22 protein-coding genes are annotated in these 25720 nt (G+C 62.5%); 11 read left to right on the top strand and 11 right to left on the bottom strand.

Features of this window, described 5'->3' with window-relative positions; translation table 11 throughout:
• Positions 1-389 precede the first annotated feature (389 nt).
• From ABIA90_RS05550 to ABIA90_RS05520, 7 genes are all read left to right on the top strand, one after another.
• On the top strand, positions 390-2132 hold the full coding sequence (locus tag ABIA90_RS05550; protein ID WP_354117553.1) for an adenylate/guanylate cyclase domain-containing protein: 1743 nt from the start codon (positions 390-392) through the stop codon (positions 2130-2132).
• Between the two features lie 607 nt (positions 2133-2739).
• On the top strand, positions 2740-3834 hold the full coding sequence (locus ABIA90_RS05545) for a transglycosylase SLT domain-containing protein (protein WP_354117552.1): 1095 nt from the start codon (positions 2740-2742) through the stop codon (positions 3832-3834).
• A 397-nt stretch (positions 3835-4231) separates the two neighbouring features.
• Positions 4232-5233 (top strand): ABC transporter substrate-binding protein, encoded by a 1002-nt coding sequence (locus ABIA90_RS05540; protein WP_354117551.1) that lies wholly within the window; start codon positions 4232-4234, stop codon positions 5231-5233.
• A gap of 295 nt (positions 5234-5528) precedes the next feature.
• A complete protein-coding gene (locus tag ABIA90_RS05535; RefSeq protein ID WP_063983765.1) occupies positions 5529-7202 on the top strand; it encodes an arylsulfatase in 1674 nt (557 codons plus the stop codon).
• A 360-nt stretch (positions 7203-7562) separates the two neighbouring features.
• The gene (locus ABIA90_RS05530) at positions 7563-7826 is read left to right on the top strand and encodes a hypothetical protein (RefSeq protein WP_028157629.1); all 264 of its coding nucleotides are present in this window, start codon (positions 7563-7565) and stop codon (positions 7824-7826) included.
• Positions 7827-8128: 302 nt separating this feature from the next.
• Positions 8129-9457, top strand: coding sequence for a H(+)/Cl(-) exchange transporter ClcA (gene clcA / locus ABIA90_RS05525; protein ID WP_354117550.1), 1329 nt, complete (start codon positions 8129-8131; stop codon positions 9455-9457).
• 361 nt (positions 9458-9818) lie between these two features.
• Positions 9819-10205 carry a hypothetical protein gene (locus tag ABIA90_RS05520; RefSeq protein WP_354117549.1) on the top strand — a complete coding sequence of 129 codons (387 nt, stop codon included), beginning with the start codon at positions 9819-9821 and terminating at the stop codon, positions 10203-10205.
• Positions 10206-10352: 147 nt separating this feature from the next.
• On the opposite strand, the gene ABIA90_RS05515 is transcribed toward ABIA90_RS05520, so the two are convergent.
• Both ABIA90_RS05515 and ABIA90_RS05510 read right to left on the bottom strand, forming a co-directional pair.
• Positions 10353-10871, bottom strand: coding sequence for a DUF8737 domain-containing protein (locus ABIA90_RS05515; RefSeq protein WP_354117548.1), 519 nt, complete (start codon positions 10869-10871; stop codon positions 10353-10355).
• A gap of 162 nt (positions 10872-11033) precedes the next feature.
• Complete coding sequence (locus tag ABIA90_RS05510) at positions 11034-11399, bottom strand: P-loop NTPase family protein (protein WP_354117547.1); 366 nt, start codon at positions 11397-11399, stop codon at positions 11034-11036.
• A gap of 210 nt (positions 11400-11609) precedes the next feature.
• Between ABIA90_RS05510 and ABIA90_RS05505 the strand changes: the two genes are divergently transcribed.
• A complete protein-coding gene (locus ABIA90_RS05505) occupies positions 11610-12581 on the top strand; it encodes a LysR family transcriptional regulator (RefSeq protein ID WP_354117546.1) in 972 nt (323 codons plus the stop codon).
• A gap of 206 nt (positions 12582-12787) precedes the next feature.
• Here the strand turns inward: ABIA90_RS05505 and ABIA90_RS05500 are convergent, their stop codons facing one another.
• The 9 genes from ABIA90_RS05500 to ABIA90_RS05460 all read right to left on the bottom strand — a co-directional run bounded on the left by ABIA90_RS05500 (position 12788) and on the right by ABIA90_RS05460 (position 23627).
• Positions 12788-13150, bottom strand: a complete 363-nt coding sequence (locus ABIA90_RS05500) for an ArsR/SmtB family transcription factor (protein ID WP_135214285.1) — start codon at positions 13148-13150, stop codon at positions 12788-12790.
• The gene (locus tag ABIA90_RS05495) at positions 13150-13812 is read right to left on the bottom strand and encodes an SRPBCC family protein (RefSeq protein ID WP_354117545.1); all 663 of its coding nucleotides are present in this window, start codon (positions 13810-13812) and stop codon (positions 13150-13152) included. Before ABIA90_RS05495 ends, ABIA90_RS05500 begins: the two co-directional genes overlap by 1 nt.
• Positions 13813-13951: 139 nt before the next feature.
• A complete protein-coding gene (locus ABIA90_RS05490; protein WP_063983771.1) occupies positions 13952-14830 on the bottom strand; it encodes an AraC family transcriptional regulator in 879 nt (292 codons plus the stop codon).
• Positions 14831-15014: 184 nt separating this feature from the next.
• Positions 15015-16292 carry a serine hydrolase domain-containing protein gene (locus ABIA90_RS05485; protein ID WP_354117639.1) on the bottom strand — a complete coding sequence of 426 codons (1278 nt, stop codon included), beginning with the start codon at positions 16290-16292 and terminating at the stop codon, positions 15015-15017.
• Between the two features lie 192 nt (positions 16293-16484).
• On the bottom strand, positions 16485-18404 hold the full coding sequence (locus ABIA90_RS05480) for a Vps62-related protein (protein WP_354117544.1): 1920 nt from the start codon (positions 18402-18404) through the stop codon (positions 16485-16487).
• A gap of 257 nt (positions 18405-18661) precedes the next feature.
• Positions 18662-19498, bottom strand: coding sequence for an APH(6)-I family aminoglycoside O-phosphotransferase (locus tag ABIA90_RS05475; RefSeq protein ID WP_354117543.1), 837 nt, complete (start codon positions 19496-19498; stop codon positions 18662-18664).
• Positions 19499-19739: 241 nt separating this feature from the next.
• Positions 19740-22025: a COG1361 family protein gene (locus tag ABIA90_RS05470; protein ID WP_354117542.1), complete on the bottom strand. Its 2286-nt coding sequence runs from the start codon at positions 22023-22025 to the stop codon at positions 19740-19742.
• Between the two features lie 101 nt (positions 22026-22126).
• Complete coding sequence (locus ABIA90_RS05465) at positions 22127-22423, bottom strand: hypothetical protein (RefSeq protein WP_028150930.1); 297 nt, start codon at positions 22421-22423, stop codon at positions 22127-22129.
• Positions 22424-22682: 259 nt separating this feature from the next.
• On the bottom strand, positions 22683-23627 hold the full coding sequence (locus ABIA90_RS05460; RefSeq protein ID WP_354117638.1) for an AraC family transcriptional regulator: 945 nt from the start codon (positions 23625-23627) through the stop codon (positions 22683-22685).
• On the opposite strand from ABIA90_RS05460, the gene ABIA90_RS05455 reads away from it, so the two are divergent.
• The 3 genes from ABIA90_RS05455 (at position 23571) to ABIA90_RS05445 (ending at position 25683) form a co-directional block, all read left to right on the top strand.
• Positions 23571-23696, top strand: coding sequence for a hypothetical protein (locus tag ABIA90_RS05455; RefSeq protein ID WP_354117641.1), 126 nt, complete (start codon positions 23571-23573; stop codon positions 23694-23696). The two genes, ABIA90_RS05460 and ABIA90_RS05455, sit on opposite strands and share 57 nt — an antisense overlap.
• Before the next feature lie 165 nt (positions 23697-23861).
• Positions 23862-24632, top strand: coding sequence for an alpha/beta hydrolase (locus tag ABIA90_RS05450; protein ID WP_071914814.1), 771 nt, complete (start codon positions 23862-23864; stop codon positions 24630-24632).
• A 175-nt stretch (positions 24633-24807) separates the two neighbouring features.
• Positions 24808-25683, top strand: coding sequence for an alpha/beta fold hydrolase (locus tag ABIA90_RS05445; protein WP_354117541.1), 876 nt, complete (start codon positions 24808-24810; stop codon positions 25681-25683).
• Positions 25684-25720 lie beyond the last annotated feature (37 nt).

The following is a 25720-nucleotide window of genomic DNA, read 5'->3' as shown; positions in this document are numbered from 1 at the left end:
TCGGCGATGTTCATGGATTTCGGTAGAGGTCGGCACTGGGTCTCGGCATACAGAGCGAGATTTCAGAGAGAACTCCCGCCACTGCAGCTCCAGGTTTGCACGAAATTCAAGCCGATTGGCGTTGTACTTCCAGAGGGCGTGTACTCATTGAGGCGAGATGTCCGCTTTCGGATGCGAAGCAGAACTCACGTGCTCGATCCAAGCCTTACCGGTCGTGACCCAACTCGGACCTTCCGAGTTGCCGCACGCTTACTGCCGCCGTGCAACAGCAAATGCCGCCTCGGGGCAACAGGGCTCCTCCCGCGATTACCGCTCACAGGTCCGCAACAAAGTGCTAGGCTCCTCCTGGCCCCAGCGACGAATTTTTGGCTGGCCGTTCGGAGAGCGCTGTGACGGAGCAGCGGGTTCAAAGGCGATTAGCGGCGATTTTGGCTGCCGACGTGGTCGGTTACTCTGCGTTGATGCAACGCGCTGAGGAAGCTACCTATGCCGAGTTCGAGCGGCTCAAGCGAGAACTGATCGAGCCGAGCCTCTCCCGCCACGAAGGCCGTCTAATCAAGACAACGGGTGATGGCGCACTCGCCGAGTTCGCCAGTCCCCTGGCCGCCATGAGATGCGCGGTTGAGATACAGGATCATCTCGCCGAGGGTAGCGGTCCATTCAAGCTACGCATCGGGCTCAACCTTGGTGACGTGATCGTTGGACAGGACGACGACCTCTACGGCGACGGGATCAACATTGCTGTTCGGCTGGAGGGGATCGCCGATCCGGGCGGTATCCTGATTTCCGACAAGGTCTACAACGAAGTCGAGGGCAAGCTAGACACTGGCTTCGAGGATCGTGGCGAGCAGCAGCTCAAGAACATCTCCAAGCCGGTCCGCGCCTACGCTGTCCGCGCCGGAGCGCCAGGGGCGCTGACAGAGGGGCTGAGTGCGGCCCCGCCACACCCGGACAAGCCTTCCATCGCCGTACTGCCGTTCGAGAACATGAGCGGCGATCCCGAACAGGAATACTTTGCGGACGGAATGGTCGAGGAGATCATCACCGCGCTGTCGCGCTTCAAGTCGCTGTTCGTGATCGCGCGCAATTCGAGCTTCACCTTCAAGGGTCGAGCGGTCGATATCAAGGAAGTCGGGCGAAGGCTCGGCGTGCGCTATGTCCTCGAGGGGTCTGTGCGGAAGGCGTCGGGGAAAGTTCGCATCACAGGGCAGTTGATCGATGCGGTTACAGGCGCGCACATCTGGGTGGACAGGTTTGAGCGTGACCTGACCGACGTTTTTGCTCTTCAGGACGAAGTAACGCTCGCCGTTGTGTCGGCCATTGAGCCAAAGATGCTTCAAACAGAAATTGAATTGGCGACGCGGCGGCGGCCAGAGAACCTCACCGCGTATGATTTTTATCTCCGTGCCATGCCGCAGTTCTACCTAAGGACCCGCGAAGGGTTGGCCGAGGCAATCCGACTGTTCCACCGCGCCTTGGAGCTCGACCCTCGGTTCGGCGCTGTCGCGGCTCTGGCAGGTGTCTGCCACATGCTCAACGTCCTTTTGGGCTATGCCAACGATCCTCAGTTCGACCGCAAGGAAGCGGTTCGGCTTGCTCGTTTGGCATTGAGCATCGACGATGGCGATCCGGACACGTTAGCAAGGGCTGCCGTAATCTCGGCGTTCATGGTCGGCGATCGTGAAGCCGAGATCGAAATGGCTGACCGGGCGGTCGGGCTCAACCCAAATTCATGGCTCACATGGAGCTGCAGAGGCCATGTCTATAGAATTGCGGGGCTGCCGGAGGAAGCGATCTGGAGCTTTGAACGTGCCGTTCGCATGAGCCCAGTAGACCCGCTACTATACATGACGCTTACTGGCATTGGGCAGGCCCTTATCGAGCTTCGCCGCTTTGACGAAGCCATCGTCGTATTGAAGAAAGCCCTTCGTCAGAACCTTTATTTGGCAACTTACCAATGGCTCGCGTCCGCCTTCGCCCATCTCGGACGTGACGCTGACGCGCACGACGCGGCGGCGCGTGTGCTTGAGATCGATCCCGCCTTTACAATATCGGCGCTTATCGCCCGGGCCGGACTATCAAACGCAAAGCTGTTTATTGAGGGTCTTCGGAAAGCGGGGTTGCCCGATTAGCTCTCCATCCCGTGAGGCGATTGAATAGCGGCACTCTGCTGCGACGCATGAGTCCGGTTATGGCCCATCGCTTCAGTTTGCGACATGTCCGGAGCGGGGAGTAGACCGGAAGTCGTCGAGCTACGGGCCAAGCGACGCGATTGACCCAACTGAGACATTGGCGCACTAGTTTACTGTTGCGCAAGAATGCGGCAGGCGCTGTGGTGAGCTGCAACGCTCCGGCCCGAGCGGAGACAACGGTCACGGCAAACCTGAGCTTGGCTAGACCGGCTCCGCTGAGACCGACGCTAGCGGTCATAAAGCGGATCGCGATTGTCCATCCCAGCGAACCGTCCTCGGGTCTTGCGACGTCGCGGCCTCGAGATGCTTGGGAGCGGCGTGCGCGCGGGCGCCGGTCTCGATGCGCTAACGCACGAAGATGCCTTGTTTAGCGATGGTTGCGCGATATGGCGCCCGTCCTGTTCCTCGGCGGGAGGCGCATCACGACCGCAACTTTCAATTTAGGCAATCTTGGCGACGCGGCCGAGACTGGCCGCACCTGCGCCACAGGTGCGCCCCATTGTCATCCCCTCACCTCCTTAATCTGCGTGCCAAGTCGGGGACGTGAATGGGGGGGACCGCGGCCGCGCGGCTGGCGACATTGAAGATTTGGCAAACAAGCTGTATTGCCGGCGCGCTGACAGCGACTTCGCTTGTCGCGATTGGTCAGATCGCGGTACCGCGCCCAAGCATCGCAACGCCGAATGCAAGAGTGGCTGATGCATTCAGCGGCATCCCGCTGAATGTGACGACGGTTCTGACAAATGCCGGCGCCGCGTTTCCGGCCCCGGCCATCGAGACGAAATTCGATACAGGATTATCGGCTAATGCGATCGTTGCGGCGGGATTCAGCGCCGCGGCGCCGGACTCGGTGCCGCCGTCCGATGTAACCACTTCGCAAGAGCCAATGTTGCAGGTCGCCAGCCTTGAGGCAGCGTCGCCCGAGAACTCGGCAACGCTACAGCAGGACCGCCCGCCCGTTGCTTCGCCCAATCCGGGCGAAGGCAAACCGTCGTATCTCAAATACTACGTCTACTCGGAAATTCCGCCGCCGGAGAAACCCGCGAAGATCGCCTTGTCGGCGTTGAGCGACGTTCCGCTCGGAACGCCCGTCCAGGAGATCGAACGTGCAGCCGCAGCGTTCGGTGTCGATGTCAACTTCATGAAGGCGGTCGCCAAAATCGAATCCGATTTCAATCCCAAGCAACGCACCGGCTCCTATATCGGCCTGTTCCAGCTGAGCAAGTTTGAGTTCAGCAAATACGGATCGGGCGACATCCTCAATCCTCGCGACAACGCTGTAGGTGCCGCCTACAAGTTTCTCAGCGAGGCTGCGCTATTCGAAATATTGACGCAGAAAAAGCCGACCCTTTCCGACCTCTACCTGATCCACCAGCAGGGCTGGGAAGGAGCCGCCCAACACATCAGCCGTCCGCAGCGGATTGCCTGGAAGTCGATGTGCGCAACCCGGGAGGGCTCGGCAAAGGGCGAGCGATGGTGCAAGCGCGCTATCTGGGGCAATACGCTGCCTGCGGTCAAACGCGAATGGAAGTCGGTCGATGATCTCACCTCGGGTGCGTTCGTGGCGATGTGGCGGGACCGCGTCGACACGCTCTATGCCCGCTATCCTGTGCTAACGGCGGCGGCCGAACGCTCGAGATAGAACAGCTTGCGACTGCGCACACGCACACCTCTGGGTCGACATTCGTTTCTTCGAGAAGCTGCGTCGGCAATCTAGTTTCCGGCTCCAGGTAAGTTTGCGTTCCGCTTAGAGACTGGGTGGTTGTTCGGCTCCCGCGGCCGGATTGACCCAATACCTCGACCCGTGCCGCTCCGCGGCCCGGACTCCTAGATTATTCACAGGCAATCACGTCGGCTGATGACCCATCAGCGAAGTGACGACACTCCTCGTTGAGGTCCGCTTAGTGGGGTGAAGCGGACTGGATTTGCTCACTCTGAGTTCTTCGCATTTTGACCCAAAGCAGACTTTCACCGGCCTGATTACACTTCCAAGGCGCCACCTTTTGTCTGTACGATAGTTCGGCTTGGCTGAGGGCCGCATGAAACGGCGCACGTTCATCACGGTTGTTGGGGGTATGGCTGCAACGTGGCCGTTCGCAGGTCATGCTCAGCAACCGACCAAGCTTCATCAGATCGGTGTGCTTTCACTCGGCCGCGGTGACAAGTCCGACGCAAGTCTAAAGACTCTCGATGCGTTTGTGCCGGCATTGCGTGTGCTCGGCTATACTGAAGGAAAGAATGTCGCGTTTTACCGTAAATTCGCAGACGGCGATGAGGCCAAGCTCAACGAGTACGCGCAGGAATTCGTGACGCACCGCGTCGACGCAATTGTTGCTTTGGCTACCCCGGCCGTCCGCGCAGCCAAGAATGCGACTTCCACCATTCCGATTGTCGGCATAGGCATGGCAGATCCCGTCGACGACGAACTCGCTTCCAGCCTGGCGCGGCCGGGCGGCAATGTCACCGGGACGGCATTTCTCGGCCCGGAGTTGGTGTCCAAACGGCTTCAACTGCTTAAGGAGATCGTTCCCGGTCTCTCTCACGTTGTCGTTTTGTGGCACCCTCGCGCATACGGTGAGCGCACAATGAAGGGGATGCTGAACGAGATTGAGAGCGCCGCCCGATCTCTCGGAGCAAGCCTTCAACTTGTGCCGGCGGATAGCCCCGCCGATCTCGAAAGCGCGTTTGCGGAGTTGGCCAAAGCGCGAGCGGATGGTCTCGTCGTGTTTCCTAGTCCGATGCTGTACAGCCAGTACTCTCGGATTGTACCCTTTGCCGAGAAGAACCGCCTCCCGACGATCTACGCCGCCAGAGAGGGCGTGGAGCTCGGTGGCCTTGTCTCTTACGGAGTCAACCTGCCTGACCTGTCACGCGCGACCGCTATCTATCTGGACAGAATACTCAAAGGCGCAACGCCGGCCGAGTTGCCGATACAGCAGCCAACCAAGTTCGAGCTGGTTGTAAACCTTAAAGCGGCCAAGGCGCTTGGTTTGGCGGCTGGTCGAGACTCTCTCCTGACCGCCGACGAAGTGATCGAATGAGCAGGCAGAATGTCTGCGATTGGCCCCTTTGAGACATGCCGCCCCTCACGATGAATGTCGGTTTTCGGGGGTAAAGCGGAAGTAGCGCGGACATCGCCAAACCGTCGCTTTTGACCCGCAGCGGACATCGTGGAGCGACGCCTAGCAAGCGGCATAGACCCGTCACAATCGGTGTCTTGATCTAAATCAAACAATCGCACATTGAACACGCTGTGGCGCAGAGCTAAAAGCACGACTGCGACATATCCATTCGTTTGGCACAAGTGACCGACCTTTGAAATCGGAGGAAGCAGTCATGAGTATCCGAAAGAGTGTTGCGCACGGCATGTTCGCACTGTTCGGCGCGATGTTGGTTGCGGTACCTCAAGCGACCGCACAGCAGCAGAAGCGGCCAAATGTCGTCATGCTAATGACGGATGACACTGGATGGAACGATTTCGGCGCCTATAGCGGGGGTGGCGCCGCGCTCGGCCATCCAACACCAAACATCGACCGGATCGCTAAGGAAGGCGCGACGTTCACGAACTGGTACGGGCAAGCAAGCTGCACGGCAGGCCGCGCCTCGTTTATAACCGGACGTATTCCGATCCGTTCGGCGCTCTCCATCGTGGTCGCTCCGGGCGATGAGAATGCGCTCAAAAAGGAGACGCCGACCATAGCCGAATTTTTTCAAAAGAACGGCTACTCCACCTACTTTTCTGGCAAGTGGCATCTCGGTGATAAGCCGGAGTCCTATCCGATCGAGCACGGGTTCGACGAGATGAAGGCGTTCGCCGCATACTATCCGGGCGTCTACACCTATGCCGATACGTCCAAGTGGTTTCATCCATGGTTTCCCTCGTACAACCCAGAGATCGCGAAAGCCTATTTTGATGTCGTAAACATGTACGAGTGGGAGGGAGTTGCTGGACAACCGGCGAAGAGAGGCGAGTACATTACGTACGATTACCTCGCCAACTTTGACGTCCGGCAGGCTGATTACGCAATCGATTACATCAAGAAGCACGCCAAGGACGCCAAGCCATTCTTCATGGACGTCAATTTCATGAAGATGCACAACCCGACCAACGCATCATCAAAATTCGCCGGGAAGTCGCGGTTGGGCGATTACTCGGACTCGGTGATAGAACTCGATGACGACATCGGCCGGGTCATGGACGCGATCCGTGCCGAAGCGCCGAATACGATTGTGATCGTAACGGCAGACAACGGGGCGTGGCAGGATGCTTATCCTGATGCGGGCACCACGCCTTTCCGCGGCGAAAAGGGTTCAGCATTTGAAGGAGGCTGGCGCGTACCCGGGTTAATGTGGTGGCCCGAACACATTCCCGCCGGTGCAAATTACCATGAAATGATGTCCCATATCGACTGCTGGGCAACGCTCGCCAAGATGGTCGGCCTGAGCCCGCCGCCGCACGGCGCATGGACCGACGATAATGGCAGGCCAATCTACTTCGACAGCATCGACAACAGCGAGTACATCCTCGGCCGCGCGAAGCACTCGGCACGAAGGTCGTGGATTTACATCGACGGCGAAAGCTTCATGGGCGCGCGGGCAGATGTCGGCGGTGATCCAACCAACCCCGATCTCAGCATCGCGTGGAAGTATCTCTGGACGGCCAAGGACACTTGGCTCGGTCCGGAGCAAAATCTCGGCGCGATTGGCTCGGTCTACAATCTGACGATGGACCCATTCGAGAAATACGACATGGTTTTCAACGGCGCGATGTCGGCACGTATGCCATTGCAGTCGCCGGGCAAGTACACCGGACAGGACAACGGCTGGGTCTTGGCACTAATCTTCCCCGTCGTGATGGAGTTCAACAAATCGATTGCCGACTATCCAAGCATCAAGCGTAAGCCGGGCGGAGCCTCGAACGATTGGAGACCGGATCTGCAGCGCCCGGAAAACCCGGTCCCGATGCTCGACATGAAAAACCTGCCGAATATCAAGGGGAGCGGTGGGTAATATCGCGACGTCCCGTGAAGCCATTGGCTGACGGGCTGCATCAAGCGGCATACGGCGGGTCGGCTTTCACGAGCGGCTCGCCGTCGCGCATCGAGTGCTTGCCCGGCGGGAGCCAACGTCGCCTTTTGGCCCATCAGCGAAGTGACGACACCTTTCATTGAGGTCCGCTTGGTGGGATAGAGCGGACTGACTTTGCTCACTCTGTGTTCTTCGCATTTTGACCCGAAGGCGACATCCGAGGAGGTCGCCAGACAATAGCCTTGCTGAGATCACTCTCCTTGACATTTCAGCTTGTCGACGCTGACGCTGCATTGCTCGGCGATCGTCTTGCAGCCTTCGCAGCGTTGGAAAGGTATCACCATGAGGAAGACGTTGTTGGCTCTCGCTGCCGTCGCGACTTTGGTCGTTTCAGCAGCCTCGCCCGCTTATGCTGGTCCGCGCTATGATTACGGCCCCGGCGGCAATCCGTATCCGCGCACTTATCCCGGACCCGGCGGCTATCCGTACTGGTCGGGCTATGTCGATGCCCCGGTTGGAGAGCCGATCCCGCCCTGCCACTGGATAACCCAGCGCTTCTGGGACGGGCATGGCTGGCGCGAGCGCCGCGTGCGCATCTGCGGCTGATCAGGTCGCGGCTGTTTCAGTTGTCTGTTTTTGGCCCGTGGCTAACCTCTGCTCAGAGGGCTGCAATGTCTGCTTTCAGGAGATAAGAGAACCAGGTCAAGCAGGTTGTCGAAGTCAGCCTGTGACCCAAAGCGGGGCCTTGGTTCGGCGCACCTTATCGTTGGGACGTGCGGTGAGGTCCCTAGCATATCGGTCGGAGAGGCAGTTGTTCGGTCAAGTTGGAAGCATTCTTTTCCGGGACATTCGCCAGCGATTTTGGCAAAGATTATCCCTTGCGAAGGCCTCGGGATCATCGACCAGCCGTGGACCATAACCCTGACGACGACCGGCAAGTCGCAGACGAACGTCGCAGCCTGTTGGGGCTCGCGGCGATGGCTCTCATCATAGGAGCGGCGACCGGATGTGTTGGGGCGATCTTCCGGCTTTTGCTCGCGCATGCCGATCGTCTGCGCGATGCGATGATCGCCTGGGCCCATGGCCACGCAATCTGGGGGTTCTTGACTGTCGTCGGCGCGTGCGGTGTCGCGACCCTGGTTGCCGCGTGGATGGTGCGGCAATTCTCGCCACACGCTTCGGGCAGCGGCATTCCGCATGTCGAAGCTGTTCTGCGCGAAGAGATCCCGCCGGCTCCGTTTGGCCTGGTGCCAGTGAAATTCTTCGGCGGAATACTGGCGATCGGCTCCGGGCTGGCGCTGGGCCGTGAGGGGCCGACCGTCCAGATGGGCGCCGGTATCGCGGTTTTCGCTGCGCGCGTCTGCCGGTTGTGTTGGGCGGACTCGCGAGTGCTTCTGGCGGCCGGCGCCGGCGCCGGCCTTGCAACGGCCTTCAATGCGCCGATTGCCGGGCTCGTGTTCGTGCTGGAGGAACTGGTGCAGAGGTTCGAACACCGTGTTGCCATCGCCGCCCTTGCAGCACTGGCGACGGCGATCCCAGTCGCAAGGCTGCTTCTCGGTGACGCGCCCGACTTTCACATCGGGCCGCTGAGCTATCCCAGCGCTGAGTCCGCCCCGCTGTTCCTTGCTCTGGGTGGCATCGCAGGCCTGCTGGCCGTCGCATACAATCGCACCCTGCTCGCGACCATCGCAGTTCGCGACCGATTTGGAGGGCTACCGATCGAGCTACGCGCCGGATTGATCGGCGCAAGCGTCGGCATGTTGGCCTGGTTCGCGCCCGAACTGGTCGGTGGCGGAGATCAGATCACGCAGCGGGCGCTGATCGGCCACGAGAGTGTCGGGATCCTGGGGGGCGCATTCCTGATCCGATTCGGACTCGGCGCTCTCTCATACGCTGCCGGCACGCCCGGCGGCCTGTTCGCCCCCTTGCTCGTGCTGGGAGCCCAGTCTGGGTTGCTGTTCGGGGCGGCTTGCCGTCTTGCATTCCCGGCGCTCTCTATCCAGCCGGAAGCATTTGCTTTGGTGGGCATGGCCGCTCTCTTCACCGGCGTTGTGCGCGCGCCGGTGACCGGCATCGTTCTCGTCGCTGAAATGACCGGTAACGTGACGATGCTGCTGCCGATGCTGGGAGCTTGCTTCATGGCGATGCTGCTGCCCATGCTGCTGGGTAATGCGCCGATTTACGATTCCCTGCGTGAGCATACGCTGCGCTTGGAGCGGCAAATCAGACAGAGATGAGATCGGTGTCACCCACCCCAACGACGCCGATGCGTTGCAACATTTTGGGCGTTCGACTTCCCCATCGGAAATTCTGTTCTTGAGCAGCGTTTCATTTCCGCTTGTGGGCCCCTGGCGGACGCTTTGTGGTCTTTGCTCAGATGTCGGCTTGTGACCCAACGCGGACGTAACCGCTGTGCGCAGGCGGGAACCAAGACCTCCTTCAATGCGACGAAACAAAACCTGCCGGGATGAAACCATTTTCCGACGTTCACGAAGGCATGGTGAAACCGCCGGCCATTAGAAAGCGACCACAGGAAGCGATGGGCCGAGGGGGCGGTGCGTAGGGAACGACAATCGCCGTGGGGCGAGGAGCGAAGCCATGTCACAGATTCGCAAAGCTCTTCTAGGCGCTGTCGCGACCGCGTTGACGCTCGGTGCAGTGCAGTACGCTTCAGGTCACGGCCTCGTAAACCGCTGGCAGGCGGTCTCCGAACAGTCAAGCCACATCGTCAATCGCGCCGGCAAGGCAGATCATCTTGCCGACCGCAAGCCTTTCGCAGTTCCGACGAAAACGGTTTCGCTGCGCTTGAACGATCTCGCCGATACCTCGGTCTTGCTGCGTATTCCGGCTGCGCAGGCCCGCACCACCAAGCCACCGACGCTGCTGCGAAATCAGAGCCGTAAGCCGACACTTGCCTGCGAGCCCGTGGTCAGCGCGCTCACGGAAGTCGCAAGGCTTCTGCAGCCCGGCCGTTGCGTGACCTGATCGGCTCAACCCTCACCGTTCATACGCCGACCGGAACGCAAACGGCCGCGCCTTGCCTTCATGCGCCAACGGCTGCTCGAGGCAGCCGCCGATTAGTAGCGAGGGCGAGGCCTCTGTCGGAGCGTACTACTACTTTAGCGGTTCGTCTCAGCCCGCGCCGGCCAGTGCCGCGGCATCGGCGCCGAGCCGAGGGCGTGCCAGAAAATAGAACGCGGTGACGTGCGTGATCATCAGCAGCGGCACGTAGATGATCGGGATCGCGTAGGTTGAGCCAAGCCACTCCGCATGCGCGGGAAGGCCGACCTGGATGGCGTCATAGTAGTCGACGACGAGATCGACCGTGCCCGCGAGATTGAAGGCGACGACGAACAGCCAGAAGAGCGTGCGTATCCTCACCGTGAGAAGCGCCAGCATGGCCAGCACCCCGGTCGCGAAGTCGCCCCAGGCGGCGAACACCGCGAATCCAGCCGGCAAGTCCGGACTCACGACGCCAGGAAGGATGAAGACGAGCCCGAAGAAGCGGAAGCTGTGCAGAGTGGCGATGGCACGGTGCGCGTCGCGCCCGTCCATCGACCTGAGCCAGGGCCAGACATACGTGCCGAAGCAGAGCAGCCACGCGACATAACCGAGGACAAGATGTATCTGGAACAGCGTTTCTGTCGTCATTTTGGCCTCCAATCAGATCGCGACTAGCGCGTAGAGCAACCAGGTCCATACTGCCGTGAATGGGACGGGCCAAAGCAGGCCATGCCAGGCCCGAAGCGGCGGGACGATCGCAGCGGGAACAGCATCGGTGGTCATCGGCCGCCCTCCATCCGAGTCGCGCCCCTATTGCCGACGCTCGGGATTGGCCATGAGCAAGCGGAGCGGCAAAAGCGGACCGATTGCGACATACTCGTGGTCGATCAGATCTTGCCTGGCCAATGGGAGATCCTCCATGATCGCCTGTGCCCCGGCGACATCCCCGGCATCGACGAGGAAGACCGCTCCGCGCCCATCGCCACGCGAATACCACTCCCGAATTTTCCCATTGAGATTGAGCTGCACCGTCTGCTGGATTTCAGCGGGCATGACGGCCATGACCTGCTCGCGCGTGACGCCCGCCTTCACGGTCAGGATGACCATCACCCCGGTGGTCGCGGGCGACATGGCTCGTGAGATGGCTTGTGTTTGGGCAACGGATGGATCGGTCATGGAAGTCGCTCCCATCAGGGTTAGGGTGAGCATGACGACAAATCTACGGATGACTTTCATCGGTCTCGTTTCCCGGAGCACGGCGGTCTCCTTTGTTCTCTGAGATCACGCTGACGTCGCAGATGTCCGACATCAGCGATGCTTCCGATCTGCGAGCAAGACATACGATCGATTGGCGCGAGCGACTATTCGGGATAATGTTGATGGGCTATGAAGCAGAACTTCACAGTCAGACAAGGCGCGCTCGATGGCGTGGAAGCGTTCCTGCGCGTCGCCCAGTACCGCAGTTTCCGCCGGGCAGCCGCGGAGCTCGGGGTCACGCCATCGGCCATCAGCCAGGCGGTCCGTGCGCTCGAGGCGCGTGTCGGCGCAGCCTTGTTCATACGCACGACACGCAGTGTCGGCCTGACCGAGGCCGGCGCGCAATTCCTCTCGCGCGCAAAGCCCGCTTTCGAGGAGCTCGTCGCCGCAAGCGAGGTTGCGCGCGATCTTGGGCAGCGGCCGACTGGACTGTTGCGCCTCACCGTGCCGCGCGCGGTGGTACCGATCCTGCTGGAGCCGCTGATCGCATCCTTCTGCCAGGCCTATCCCGAGGTCGAGGTGGAGATCGCCGCCGGCGAGGAATTGGTCGACCTCGCGGCCAAGGGGTTTGATGCCGGCGTCCGGATGGGCCAGTTCATCGCCACCGACATGGTCGCGGTCCGGCTGACGCCCCCTTTCCCGTTCGTGGTCGTCGGCAGCCCCGACTATCTAAGCCGGCACGGGCGGCCCGAGCGTATCGACGACCTGCGTCAGCACGCATGCCTGCGCATTCGCCGCAGCAACGGATCGATCGCGCCCTGGTCTCTTGTCGATGGCAACAAGACAGTCGAAGCGATCGTCTCGGGGCCGCTGATCGCCCACGACTTTCCCACCATGCTTGGCGCCGCCGTGGAAGGCATGGGACTTGCGCAAGTGCCCGCGCCGATCGCCACCAGCCTGGTGAAGACGGGAAAGCTCGTACAGGTCCTGAAGTCTTACGCGCCAATGGCACCGGGCGTGTTTCTCTACTATCCGAGCCGCCATCAAACGATGCCGAAACTGAGAGCCTTCATCGATCACGTGAAGGGCCGCCCGGTCGGTGGCGGCAAAACGCGCGTCCACGTTGATGACAAGCGAACGCGCGCGACGAAAACGCGCTGACATCGAAAGCGCGGAACGGTTGATCAAGCCGTTCGAGAAGATCGAAGCTATCCGCCCGGTCTCATGGTCAAGCTTCTGGCCTCGCGCATCGCGATGGCGCTGGGGAGATGAGCGCGTGGAATGGGTAGAGCGAAGCGAAACCCATCGGGTTCAACGCGCGGTATTGATGGGTTTCGTTTCGCTCTACCCATCCTACATCGTGGAGCTCACGCCCTCTTCCCGCTCCGTTTGGTCATCGGCGCGTGACGACGCTCCCGTTTGCCGCGCGCGATCTCCGTCGCCAGCGCGTCCAGCTTCGGCTCCCAGAAATTGCGGAACTGACCGATCCACGCATCCACCGACCGAAGCCCCGCACCGTCGACCGAATAAAGCCGCCTTTGCGCCTCCGCCCGAACCGTCGCAAAGCCGCTCTCGCGCAGCACCTTGAGATGCTGCGACACGGCCGCCTGCGTGATCCCGAACTCGGCCCCGATCGCTTCAACGACCTCACCGGACGCCATCTCCCCCGGGGCGAGCAGCTCGAGGATGCGACGGCGCACGGGATCGGCGAGGACCTCGAAGACGTGCATCAGCTTCCTGTGCCCGGATGTGCGACGTCAGGCGGCATCTCGCCGCGGTAGAAGGCGATGGTGCGGTCGGAGCGCTGCTTCGCCGTGTCAGGATCGACCCCGCTTGCGACATGCGCCGCGCACCAATATTCACCGCTTGTCGTCATGAATTCCTTGCCGGCAGGAGAGCCCATCCAAGCCTCGGCCGTCTCGTGGTCGACCGATGCGCCGGTCGCAACATATCGCTCCAATCCCGCGATGGCGAGATCCCAACCGATACCCACCGCACCAGGACCGAACTGATTCCAATGGTCCTCGATGATTGCGGTGTGCTCCAGCGTCAGACGCGCCTGCTCCCGTTCTGCTGCCAGCTTGACGTCGATCCAGCTCATCCCGCCGCCGAATTCCCACGTCGCTGCAAAATGCGTCGGCGGCGCACATGCCGTAATGGTGCCGCCCGCGTTCCCCTTCAGCTGGTACCTTCCGCCCAGCTGGAGGTCTCCCTCGACCGGCAGGAACCAGCGCGGAATGCGTTGCCGGCTGGTCACTGCGTCCCAGAGATCGTCGACACTGGTCTCGTAAAGCCGCGTCAGCGTCACCGTGCTGGCTGCTTTTCCATCCTTCTCGAAATTCTTCACCGAACGCGTGACAAGCCCCAAGACCCTGGCGACGTCGATTTCCATTGCATCCCTCCGTATCGTTTCGCGCAATTGCGAGTATCGGCCTTCACTAATATAAGTCAACTCTTATATTAATGAGACCGTGCCGCTGTGTGGAGCGCGCGATATTGATTGATGCCAGGTCGTCCGCCGTCGGAGGGCGCTATTTCAGAGGCAGGAACACGTCCGCAACCGTCTCATGCTCCGGCACCTCCGGGAAGAAGCTCAGCCGCTGGCAATAGATCGGGAAGTCGCGTGCTTCCTCGCCGCTCGCCGGAAGCCAGTCGCGATAGAGGTAGAGCGCGGCGGGTTCCAGATTGTCGGTGTAGCCGACGACCCGCAGCACCGCGCAGCGTCCGCCGGGGATCTCGCCGGCCTTGATCTCTTCGCCGTTCGCCTCGATCGGCTGGTCGGTCCCGACACAGAGGTCCGTGCTGTAAGTGGCGGGCGAGGAAGGACGGCGTTCGGACCGCCAGACATTGAAGGTCGGACTTGTCCTGGGGTGCAGGCCGGCTTTCTTTCGCCACGCGATAAACCGCCGGATGGTGTCGCCGAGCGTCGCCGGGTCGCCCCGATGCTCCATGATCGCCACCCTCGTGGAGGGCACATCGCGTATCGTCACGTCGTCAGTGGTAAAAGTCTTCATGAGCTTGCTCCTCGCGTTGTCGAGAGGCCCGAAGGCCACAAGCCACGGCTCCCAGTCGGGAGAGTTGCGGAACGACGACGGCGATTGCCCGAACCGTTGCCGAAAGGCGCGGGCAAAGGCGTCCGGTGCATCGTAACCGGCGTCCATCGCGATGTCAGTGACACCAAGGGCGTCACTGTAGGCCAGCATGTAGGAAGCGCGCTTCATACGGGCCAGCTGGACATAGCGATGCACTGACAACCCGAAGGTCGCCGTAAACTGCCGGTGGAAATGAAATTTCGAGAAGGCCGCAACGCTGCTCAGCGTTTCCAGGTCCAGATCGCTGTCGAGATGCCGGTCGATATGGTCCAGCACCCGCCGCATCCGGTCCTGATAGTTTTGCAGCGCCGCCTTCATCGTCCCTCCTCCGTGGCGGCTCCAGATAGCCGCTGACGGCGATCATTTGCTCGACCGATCTTGCGGTTTGGAAAGTTGTCGCGAATTCGTCGGCCCCGTAGGGCGGATTAGCGAAGCGTAATCCGCCATCTTCAACGCGGCTCGATGAAAGGTGGTGGATTACGCCTTCGGCTACCCTACGCCATCAGCCCCCGCCACGCCCTACCCCGCCGGCCATCAGTTCCTTCGCCAGCGCCATATAGGCCGGCAGCGTCACGGGGTCGTTGGCGGCGTTGCCCGCGACGGGGTGCGATGCGTAGCGCGCGATCACCATCTCGGCTTTGGGATCGACGTAGATGCCCTGGCCGTGAACGCCCCGCGCCATATAGGCGCCGTGGGCATTGTGCGTGACCCACCATTGGTTGCGATAGGACGCGCCGGGCAGCGTGGTGTAGCCGGCCGGCTTGAACTTCTCGGGATCGCCGCCGCGCGCGATATCCTCGACCACCTGTGACGGGACGATCTGGCGGCCGTTGAATCGGCCATGATTGCGCATGGTCTCGCCGAAGCGGGCGAGGTCGCGCAAGCTGGTCGAGAGGCCGCCACCGCCACTTTCGGTGCCGATGCGATCGACGTGATAATGCGCGTCCTCCTCCGCGCCCATTGGCGTCCAGACGCGCTCGGAGAGAAGGTCGGACAATGTCATGCCGCTGGCGCGCCGGCAGATCCAGGCGAGCACATCGGTGTTGACGGTCTTGTAGGCAAAGGCCTTTCCGTGCTCGCCCTGCTTCTTCTGCGCGGCAAGGAAATCGAAGATATTGGTCGGGCCGTCATAGTCAGGCGGAATCGGCGCCATGCCGTTGGCACGGCGCAGGCCCCACACGTGGGAGTTCTTGTCGGTATAGACTTCGGTGTATTCGAGCCCCGTGGTCATATCCATGACCTCGTGCACGCGCGCATCGCCGAACGCGCTAGCCTTCAGCTCCGGCACATAATCCGGCACGAGCGCCTGCGGATCGATCTTGCCCTCGGTGACCAGAATGCCGGCCAGCACGCCCGTGAAGGATTTCGTCACCGACATCGCGATATGCGGCTTGTGCGGCTTCAACACGCCAAAATAGCGCTCATAGATCAGCCTGCCCCGATGCAGCACCGCGATGCCGTCGGTGTAGGTCTCCTCCAGCATCTTTGCGAACGTCATCGGGCGCCCGTCCATGGTGGTCGAGGCGACCGCGCCGATGTCGTGGTCCTCACGCGGCAGCACCGACGCAGGCCCTGCTCCGCGCCAGACATTCACCGTCGGCACCAACTGGCGGACGTTGCTCCAGGCCCAGCGCAATTCGGGAAAGCTGCGGAAGGAGCCGTTCTGGAAGGTGATCGTGCGGTCGGGCGCTGGCGGGAAGCCCTTCATCCAGCCGAGCGCTTCGGGATCGGTCTCGGTGGAAGTTGCGGGCTGTTGGTTCGGGGCAGTTGCGGCGGACATGAACACGAACTCCGGAAGCAGCGGTGCGGATGGCGTATCATGGGATGGCATGATCCACATCCGGCGTTTGCGCCGAGGTGCCGTGCAGTGATCGGGGCGGCGGCGACCCTTCGCCGCCTGCCCCTGCTTGGTCAATCACACGCCGATCGACGTCGTCAACATCGACGCCTGCATCCGACAGCGCATCGCGCCTTACTCGAAGGTCGCGCTGTTCCAGTACACCGTCGGTGACGACTTGCCGGGATGCACGACGAGAAAGCCGCCCTGCCAGGGGACCACGCTAGGCGTCCGCTGGGTGAACGCGCCAGCGATCGTGCCTGAATCGCTCCAGTCCGCGCCGTCGCTGGTGACCGAGTAACGCACCTTCTTGTTGTTGTCGGCATAGAAGCAATAGAGCGTCCCGTTCGGCCCTCCGGCGAGCGCGCCGCTGGTGTTCGAACAGAGCGACATGCTCGGCAGCAGATTGGGGCCGGTCCAGTTCGAACCGTCGGACGACACATAGGCGCCGAGCACCGTCGGCATCCCCTTTTCGAGACCGGCGATCGGCGCCACGATCACCAGCGCGCCCCCGCAGCTCTCCACCGCAGGCGCCACCAGCCCACCGCCCGCGATCGTCGCAGGCACCGGGCCGTCGACGCTGGGAATCATCACGCTTTGCGGAGACCCGAAATGCACCCAGTCGGTCGTGCTGAGATACTGGATGCTGCCGTCGGCGCCACCCCAGGCAATATACCAGACGCCGTTGAGCTGGCCGATGCCGGCCCCGGTCGTGGCCGGCGGTGCGGGCCAGAGCCCCGCTGCGCTCCACGGCCCTCCGGACGCCCCAGAGGACGAGATGAAGGCGAGAAGGCTGGTCTTGCCCAGACCGAGCAGCGCCAGTCCGCCCGAGGGCGTCGCGCAGGCGGCCAGTCCGCCGAACGGGCTCATGGTAGGCGACTTCGCACTGGACCATTTACCCTGATTGAGGCTCCACGCACGCATCGCCGGCGGCAAGGGACTCCCCATTCCGATGCAGAGGATTTGCGATCCCGGCATCGTCGCGAGCGCCACCGGAACGAGACTGACGCTCGAAGCGATTGGCGCGTCGGTGCCGAACGGCAGGAAGGTCGGCGTGACGGCCCAAGAGCCCTTCTGCGATGGTCCCGTTGGGCCGGTCAGGTCGCCCTTCGCGATCGGCAGGATCACTTCCGAGAGCCAGGCCTGCAGCGTGGTCGAGCCTGCCACGTACTGCACGGCGTCCTCGACCAGCACGTTCAGTTGCATGCCGCTGGCGGCGGCGGCGACCAATGAGCCTATCTCCGCGTCGGTCAGCGTGGGCTCGATCGGCTGTCCCCAGCGTCCCCTGAAGGCGAGCCAGGGTGGCGAGGTGACGGGCGTGGGAAGGATCGCCTGCGCATCGTTCTGGATCACGACCGGCGGATTGGGCGCGGACAGATTGACGGTCGGACCGCCGCCGCGCGCGTAGTCGGCCACCGCGAAGCGCACATCCCACACATCGACGCCGCCGATCTCATAGGTGCTGTTGCTGGCGGCCGGATAGTTGGCATGCGACCCGCTCGCGACATAGACGTTCGGGTGCGTGCCGCTCAGCGACAGGAAGCCGTCGTTCGGCGAGCACCATTGTCCGCCCGAATGCTGCGAGAAGAACACGCCGACGACCTGCTGGTCGATATTGACGCGCACCGTGACGCATTCCCAGTCGCCCCAATGGATCGAGAGCGGCATCAGCGCCTGACCGGTACTGCCGGTCCAACCGGTGACCTCGAAGGTCTCCTGTCCGTTATAGGGATAAAACAACCAGTACTGGAGATCGACCATGTCGGTGCGGTCGTCGACAGGCAGGACGTGAACATAGCTGGTGGCGGTGGGGATATAGCCCTTCATCAGCGAGGCCCATATGGCCTGCGGCGCGACCAGATAGTCGTCGGGGCTGCTCTGCTCGGCCGTCCCCCAATTCCACTGACCGGGACCGGAATAGATGCCGCCGGCGGCCTGATAGCCGACCTGGCCGATGTACCAGTCGGTCGACGAGGGCAGATTGACCTCGTCCTTGTCGAGATGAAGGATCGGCGCGAAGTTCGAGACGAGTTCGGCAAGCGTAGGCCAGGCCATGATTTGCTCCCTGCTGGTCGTGGATCGACGGTCGGGAGCTTTCGAACAACCGATATTGGACGCGAGCCAGCCCCTGCGCGATAGTCTACGCCAATACACGCTTAAAGCGAGATCACATCATGCTGAAACTGAGCGCAGATGAAACAGCGCGGCAGCGATGGAGAATTTCACACTGCTGTCATTCGTCTGTGAAGTTTGCGTCCTGGCGCGGCCGCTCGCGCGGGTGCGCGTCATGAGCGAGCACTCGCGCGCCGAGGCTAGTCGAGCAGGCGGCGAGCTATTGTATTGATGGTCAGGTCGATGGCGGCGCCCTGCTCGTCGCCGTCGCCAATGAACCAGGCTGCCGACAACCCCGTCCACGCAACGATCCAGCGAAGCAGCCGCTCGGGCTGAAGTCCCGTCGCGGCGACCACGATATCCAGCCGGGCCTCCAGCCGACCCGGCAGGGTCGCAAGCGGACGGCCGGGATCGCTGAGGTCAGGGTTCGTGAAGATGTTGGCATAGTCGAATGTTCGTTCGCCGATCAGCCCATGCGGGTCGATCGCCAGCCATCCGCGTTCACCGAAGTCGAGCACATTCTCGTGGTGCAGGTCGCCGTGCAGCGGACCGATGGCGTGTGGCGTGGCCAGGAGCTGGCGGGCGATATCGGCGGCGGGCGCGAGTGCTGCGTGGTCCGGGGCGAGCTGGAAGAGCGGCTGAAACCAGTCTTCCAGCGGGTGCAGGTCGGGAAGCGGACCGGGCCGCGTAGCGTGCAGCCGCGCCGCCGTGTCGCAGAGGATCCGGCATGCCTCCTCGTCCCGGCCCGACCAGGCCATCTGCGCGAGATCACCGGCTCCCGAGGCCCGTTCCATCAGCAGAGCGTCCGCACTCGAGGCAAAGACCCTCGCAGCGCCCTGACCGTCCCACCAGGTCAGAAGGCGATAGCCCGCCCCCTCATCGGGAATACGGGCAACCTTGAGCATTGCAGGCCGGCCCTCATGTCGGACCGGCAGGACCCAGCTGGAATGGGTGGTCAGCAGTGCCCCGTCCGGAACCAGACGCCATCGTTCAAGCCACGTTGCGACTGGCGCTGGAATATGGGGATGCGAGTCCATGGGGTCATCACCTGAGATCATGTCCGGCGCTCTGTCTGCCGAGACTTGATCAACAATGCGGCCGGCCGCCACCGCTCCGTTGCCGCGATACCCTTTCCACGTTTTCGTTTTCCTTTCCCGTGGTCAAAGAGTCGCGCTTTCGCGTCGCCGTCGGCGAAGGTGACGGCGCACCTGCGACGACACAGTCGCAGGTGCGCTCGCCCATGACACCGATGGTCTTCACCGGGCTCTGGCGAAACCGTTACCGCTTTCGCCCAGCGCGCCCCTTTGCCTTCGCCGCGCGTTTACGGCCTGGGGCGGCTGCTCGCGCCGGTCCGCGTGGCGTACGGCCGCCGGTCTCAGTGGACAGTTCGGGACGCAACCTGGCGAGCTTGGCGCGATCGGGCAGCATGTCGGCAAAACCGTCGATCGCGCGCGGCGCGGTCGTATCGTCGCCGGCCGCAGCCGTCGCGGCGCGCGCACCTGACGGCACTGCGGTCTGGCTGAGCGCCTGCAACCGCCGGCACGCTTCACCGAGGTGATAGGCATCGCCGCCGAGCGCCACCCATTTGCCGACGTCGGGATGCAGCACGAGATTGGCCGAATGGTTGTCGCTCGCGCTGGTCGGATAATCGACGAACACGTCGATGCCCGACTGCACGCCAACCATCACGCCCTGCGCCGACCACGACACCGCAACGTCGACGCGGTAGCGGCCCGGTTTCTCGAAGGCGAAGCCCGCCGTGCTCCAGAACACCTTCGCTGACGCCGTGACGCTCTTGCCGGGCTCAAGCTCGCCCAGCTTCGCGTGCTCGCACAGGATCACGAACGGCCTGACCGGACGCTCGTGCCCCTCGCCGTCGGTGACGGTGATCGATGCGAACAGGGCCTCGGTGCTGACGTCGTTCGGCGCGCGCAGCGACACGCCGCTCGTGTTCGTCATCGTCCAGGTCAGATCCAGCGGCTGGCCGAGCGCGACGCGGTCGGTCGTGGCCGTCACCGTCAGCGCCAGCTCGGAAGGTTCGAAATCGTGCCGGTCGGCGGCCTGCGGCGCGCCGGTCGGGAACCAGCTTGCGAACGGCCATCCGCCCGGACGAATGACCGGATCCGGCATGTGGTTGAGGTGATGACGGACGTTGGTGTTGTGCGCGAGCGCGATCTGGTCCGGGAACACGCCGGGTGCGCCGGTCGCGGGACCGCCGAGCACGTCCGCCACGCTCGGCGTCGTGGTCATGATCGAGTTGTCGGCCGCCGTCTCCTGCTCCTGGTGGATCTGGTTCAGCGTATGCGTCAGCTCGTGGGTCGCGCTGCGCAGGAACGCGCGTGGCACGTCACGCTGCTTCTTGTTGGCGGCGAGACCGAAGTTCGAGGAGTCCGAGACGGGATAGCCGTCATCGGAGAAGCTGGCGCAGCCTTCGCGGGGTACGCCGATCTGGTCGTACATGATGCCGCGCGAGCACCCGAGTTTTGCGGGCACCACGATCATGTGCACGCGCCATTCGGTGTCCAGATTCGTCGCGGGATTGCGCACGGTCGTCATCAGCGCGTGCAGATCCGCAGAGCTCCAGCAATTGGTCGCCACCACGCCTGATGGCACCGGGACGTTGAGCTGGTCCTGCACCACCGACAGCTGCCAGCCGGTCTTCGCGAAGACCGTGTCGAAGAACTCGGTGCCGCCGGCGCCGTCAGGCACCGGCGCGGGCCGCACGGCTCCGACCAGCGTGTCGATCTCCAGCGTGGCGCGGCGGAAGAACTTCGACACCCAGGCGAGCGTGATGCTGCCCTTGTCCACGCCGCCCTCGAACAGCCGGCCCTGGTAGAACGGGCCGCCGGTCAGGGAGAACGGAAACGGCGCCGGCACCTTTGAAAGCTTCATCGTCACGGTGCGCGACGGCGAAGCCGGGAACGTGCCTTTGAACTGGCCGGCCGGCGGCTGCGTGTAATTGAACTGCTCGGCTGTGATCGTCAGCTCGCACTTCTTCGGCGGCGGGACCGCGACAGGCGCGGACACGCTGGTCACCCTGAGATAGGAATGATAGCGCGCGCGGGGGAAGATGGGGATCCGCGGCCTGCGGATCGGAAACGGAATCAGGGGGTCATCGAGCGCACTGAGCGAACCGGCCAGGCTCGTCAATCCCGAGCCCGCCGCCGCTTCATCTTCGTCCGCGTCGCCCACCGGCACCACGGGCCCCACCGGCGGGATCGGACCGATCACCGGCCGGCGCGAGTAGAGATCGCCGCTGACGATCAGATGGTCGGCGCCGCCGTCGGGTGCCGAGCGATCGACGCGCAGCGTGCCTTCAAAGGTCACGAAGCCCGCGGTCGGCCTGAAGTTGATCTGGTAGCAGCCTTCGCGGAAGTCGAGCCTGCACAGCCTGAACGGCGGAAACGGCTGCAGATCGGTCGAGGCCGGCTGATCGCCGGACTCCTCGTCGCTGAAGCTGATCTGGCGCGACAGCGGGACTTGCGGCTTCATCGCGGGCTCGACCGATGCCGCGGTCATCTTGGAAAGGCTGCCACTCGATTCATGCTCTGAGCAATTGCACATGTCGTCTTCTCCTCGTTGAAAGGGTGAGACGATCGACGTGAGCATCGGGCTCGTTCGCGGGTACAGCCGCGTTATTTCGGTCAGCTGTGGCGTGCGCAGTCCTACGCGCGCCGATAGGTCACGACACAGCCCTCTGAATCCGTAAACTCAAATCGGTCGGCCTTGAGTGAAATGCGATAGGTCACAAGTTCATCAGTCGCCGTCCCGACGACGAGTGTGTTGGAATCTTCGAGACGGTAGATTCCCGCGTCCCACCACACCATGCCCTGCCCTGGTCCGCGCATGCCGCGGTAGGTGCCGGTCGAGAATGTGAGAGTGGCGGGATATTTGTCCGCACACGCAGCCGACGTGGATTTGGTCCACGTACCAACCATGCTCTGTTCGTGTTTGTCAGCCATAGTGTCTCCATAGCTCTCATCGGCCGAGCGGCCGATTGGAGGCTATTTCAACATGCCGTTCTGGCGTGTGCAGCTCATTTGAGGCTGATGTGATGGCGGGTGTGTCAAATCGACTAAATTCACCACGTTCAATCACAACAGGTACTCTATCGCAGCATTGACGCAAGCGTGCGTGTGAGATGCTTCACACCGAAGGTGCGACAATTGAGCACCGGCGATGAGAGCGAGATGAAAGCGCGGCGGAGCAACTGACGCAAATTCAATCGGAGACGTTCACTTCCGAACCGTGCGGTTGACCTTGGTGTCCATCAAGGCGCTGAGAGGTCCGGTAGCGGCCGGGCGACATGCCATGATGTCGATGAAAGAGTTTCGAAAACGCCGCCGCTGTCTCGTACCCGACCTGGCTCGCGATCCGTGCGATGGGCTCATCGCTGGTTTCGAGCAGGAACGCCGCTTCCGCCATCCGGCGTTCGATCACATAACGATGCATCGACTGGCCGACGAGCTTGGTGAAGCGGGCCGAGAATACCGAGCGGCCGAGCCCCACGCGATGGCCGAGGTCGCTCAGGGTCCAGGGCCGCTCCGGGTTTTCGTGGATCAACTTGAGCGCCGGTCCGATATGCGGGTCCGATATGGCCCCGAGCCAGCCGCCTTGTCCGGGACTGAGAGACGCGATCCAGCTTCGGAGCACCTCGACAAACAGCACTTCCGTCAGTCGTGAGAGCGCGACGCGCTGGCCGGGACGCTCGTGCGCGGACTCGCTCACCATGCGCCGCAGGATGGCTTCGAGCCAGCCACCGTCCGCCGTCGGCTTCAGCAGAAGCACGGGCGGAAGCATTTCCAGCACGCTGCTGAACGAGGGCCGCGACACGGTGAAATTGCCGCAGATCATGGTCGAGAGCGGCTTTGCACGGCCGCCGTGACGAACGACGCCCAGACGTGCCGACGATCGATCGAGGTCCACAATCTGCAAAGGCTTGGCCCGGCGATCCGAATAAAACACATGGGGCTCGCCGCGCGTGATGACGACAAAATCGCCCTCGGTCATCTGGATTTCCTGTCCGAGTTCTAGCGCGAGGGTCGCGGAGCCCCGACTGAGATAGTGAAACAGCGCGTAGGGGCGCGCCGGCAGCGCCAGATTCCAGGGATGACCGAGCTCGAAGTGGAACAGCAGCGTCCCGCCGAGACGAACGCGATCGAGCACTTGGGCAAGGATGTCCATGCCGCCGAAGTTAGTCCGGTGGACGGTCGGACACAACATCCGGACGATTGATCCCTACCGTCCGAAAAGCCCGCGAACTAGGTCATGTCGCGGCGGGCCGACGTCATGTGCGGCAACCATTTCGCCAACGGCGCATGGAAGAAACCGCGACCAGGCAGGAACGCCTGTCCATTCCCCCGGACCTTATTCCGTCCGACATATCAACAGGAACAATCAATGCTAAATATCCTTCTCTCAGCCGCCACCGTACTCCTGGCCGGAACGGCATGGGTCGGCCCCGCCCATTCCGCTGAGCTGCCCAAGGGAGCAGCCCACAACATCGTGCTCGTGCACGGCGCTTTCGTGGACCAGACGAGCTGGCAGCCCGTTGCCGATATTCTCTCGAAGAAGGGCTACAACGTCACGCTCGTGGAAAATCCGCTCACTTCGCTCGCCGCCGACGTCGATGCCACCAAGCAGGCGCTCGCGAAACAGGACGGCAAGACCGTTCTGGTCGGCCATTCATGGGGCGGCGTGGTGATCACGCAAGCCGGCAACGATCCCAAGGTCTCGGCGCTGGTCTATGTCTCCGCCTTCGCGCCGGAGGTCGGTCAATCCCTGGCGTTGCTGGCCAAAGACGGCCCGCAGACCGAAGGCGTCAAGGCGATCCATCCCGACGCGAAGGGCAATCTGTATATCGATCCCAAGTTGTTTCCGTCAGCCGTCGCGGCTGACCTTCCTCCGGAGATCGCCGAGCACCTGGCCAACTCGCAGCTTCCGCTGAGCCTCGCTGCGTTCGAGGCGCCTGTCAGCATTGCGGCCTGGCGCGACAAGCCGACGTTCTACGTCATCACCACGAAGGACAAAGTCATCGCGCCCGAGGTCCAGAAGTTGTTCGCAGCCAGGATGAAGGCTCAGACGACGGAAGTCGCTGGCAGCCATGCCTCGCTCGTGGTCCATGCGAAGGAAGTCGCTGAGGTCATCGAAAAGGCGGCACTCGCGAAGTGACGAACCTGCTCCCGGCGCTGTCGCGCCGGGAGCGCACACGCTCGCTCGGAGGAATGCGGAACGCCTCGGACCGCGATGGCGCGAAGCGCCAGCGACATCCTGGAGGAAGGTTTCGGTCGCCGCGCTACGTGCGTCACCCGCTCGATCATTTCATGCCAAGCATCCGGAGTACGATATGACTCAACTCGACATCGCGAACCAGGACGCCCTCGCACTCGAAACGGCGCCAACTCGTTACATCGAAGGCCACGGAATCCGCTTCGCCTATCGCCGTCTCGGCCCCGCGACTGGAACTCCGCTGGTTCTTCTGCAGCACTTCTCGGGAAACATCGACGGATGGGATCCCGCCGTCGTCAACGCTCTGGCCGCTGATCGCCCCGTGATCGCCTTTGACAACGCTGGCGTCGGCCGGTCGACCGGTCAAACGCCCGACAACGTCGCGACGATGGCACGAGACGCCGTGGATTTCATCGACTTGCTCGGCCTCTCCGAAGTGGACCTGCTTGGCTTCTCCCTCGGCGGCTGCGTCGCTCAGCAGATCGCCGCCGAGCACGGACAGCTGGTCCGCAAGCTCATACTCGTCGGTACCGCGCCGAAAGGCGGAGAGGAACACCTGTTGGCGGCTCTGCAGGAAGCGTTTTCCCAAACCGATGCGCCGGACCCCCGCCTGCCGCTGTTCTTCACGAATTCATCCGCCAGCCGGTCGTCCGGCTTGGCCTTCCTGAAGAGGACCAAGGTGCGCAAGGATGATCGGGACACCGATAACGGCAAGGCGGTAACCGATCCACAGGCCAAGGCGCTGATCACCTGGTGCGCCACACCTGATCCCGGGCACGCCATTCTGCGCGCTATCCGCCAGCCCGCTCTTGTGGTCAGCGGCAGCCACGACACCATGCTGCCTGCGAACAACGCTTACGCAATGTCTAGGGAACTGAGTAACGCTCAGCTGGTCCTCTATCCCGATTCAGGGCACGGCGCGCTGTTTCAGCACCACGACATCTTCGTCAGCCACGTCCGGACCTTCCTGGATGCCCAACCCGCGGCCGCATGACACAAGGCGTGTTTCGACGGGATCAGGCGCACTTTAT

This window comes from Bradyrhizobium sp. LA6.8 (genome assembly GCF_040547935.1).
Classification (GTDB): Bacteria; Pseudomonadota; Alphaproteobacteria; order Rhizobiales; family Xanthobacteraceae; genus Bradyrhizobium; species Bradyrhizobium barranii.
Note: the sequence above shows the minus strand (reverse complement) of the source record. Positions and strands in the feature narration are given on the sequence as shown.

What these genes read in the sequence shown, in the direction of transcription:
- ABIA90_RS05545 (WP_354117552.1), top strand. Translation starts at nt 2,740, where the DNA reads ATGGGGGGGACCGCGGCCGCGCGGCTGGCGACATTGAAGATTTGGCAA.
- ABIA90_RS05540 (WP_354117551.1), top strand. Translation starts at nt 4,232, where the DNA reads ATGAAACGGCGCACGTTCATCACGGTTGTTGGGGGTATGGCTGCAACG.
- ABIA90_RS05535 (WP_063983765.1), top strand. Translation starts at nt 5,529, where the DNA reads ATGAGTATCCGAAAGAGTGTTGCGCACGGCATGTTCGCACTGTTCGGC.
- ABIA90_RS05530 (WP_028157629.1), top strand. Translation starts at nt 7,563, where the DNA reads ATGAGGAAGACGTTGTTGGCTCTCGCTGCCGTCGCGACTTTGGTCGTT.
- ABIA90_RS05520 (WP_354117549.1), top strand. Translation starts at nt 9,819, where the DNA reads ATGTCACAGATTCGCAAAGCTCTTCTAGGCGCTGTCGCGACCGCGTTG.
- ABIA90_RS05515 (WP_354117548.1), bottom strand. Translation starts at nt 10,871, where the DNA reads ATGACGACAGAAACGCTGTTCCAGATACATCTTGTCCTCGGTTATGTC.
- ABIA90_RS05510 (WP_354117547.1), bottom strand. Translation starts at nt 11,399, where the DNA reads ATGACCGATCCATCCGTTGCCCAAACACAAGCCATCTCACGAGCCATG.
- ABIA90_RS05505 (WP_354117546.1), top strand. Translation starts at nt 11,610, where the DNA reads ATGAAGCAGAACTTCACAGTCAGACAAGGCGCGCTCGATGGCGTGGAA.
- ABIA90_RS05500 (WP_135214285.1), bottom strand. Translation starts at nt 13,150, where the DNA reads ATGCACGTCTTCGAGGTCCTCGCCGATCCCGTGCGCCGTCGCATCCTC.
- ABIA90_RS05495 (WP_354117545.1), bottom strand. Translation starts at nt 13,812, where the DNA reads ATGGAAATCGACGTCGCCAGGGTCTTGGGGCTTGTCACGCGTTCGGTG.
- ABIA90_RS05490 (WP_063983771.1), bottom strand. Translation starts at nt 14,830, where the DNA reads ATGAAGGCGGCGCTGCAAAACTATCAGGACCGGATGCGGCGGGTGCTG.
- ABIA90_RS05485 (WP_354117639.1), bottom strand. Translation starts at nt 16,292, where the DNA reads ATGTCCGCCGCAACTGCCCCGAACCAACAGCCCGCAACTTCCACCGAG.
- ABIA90_RS05480 (WP_354117544.1), bottom strand. Translation starts at nt 18,404, where the DNA reads ATGGCCTGGCCTACGCTTGCCGAACTCGTCTCGAACTTCGCGCCGATC.
- ABIA90_RS05475 (WP_354117543.1), bottom strand. Translation starts at nt 19,498, where the DNA reads ATGGACTCGCATCCCCATATTCCAGCGCCAGTCGCAACGTGGCTTGAA.
- ABIA90_RS05470 (WP_354117542.1), bottom strand. Translation starts at nt 22,025, where the DNA reads ATGTGCAATTGCTCAGAGCATGAATCGAGTGGCAGCCTTTCCAAGATG.
- ABIA90_RS05465 (WP_028150930.1), bottom strand. Translation starts at nt 22,423, where the DNA reads ATGGCTGACAAACACGAACAGAGCATGGTTGGTACGTGGACCAAATCC.
- ABIA90_RS05455 (WP_354117641.1), top strand. Translation starts at nt 23,571, where the DNA reads ATGACCGAGCTCGAAGTGGAACAGCAGCGTCCCGCCGAGACGAACGCG.
- ABIA90_RS05450 (WP_071914814.1), top strand. Translation starts at nt 23,862, where the DNA reads ATGCTAAATATCCTTCTCTCAGCCGCCACCGTACTCCTGGCCGGAACG.
- ABIA90_RS05445 (WP_354117541.1), top strand. Translation starts at nt 24,808, where the DNA reads ATGACTCAACTCGACATCGCGAACCAGGACGCCCTCGCACTCGAAACG.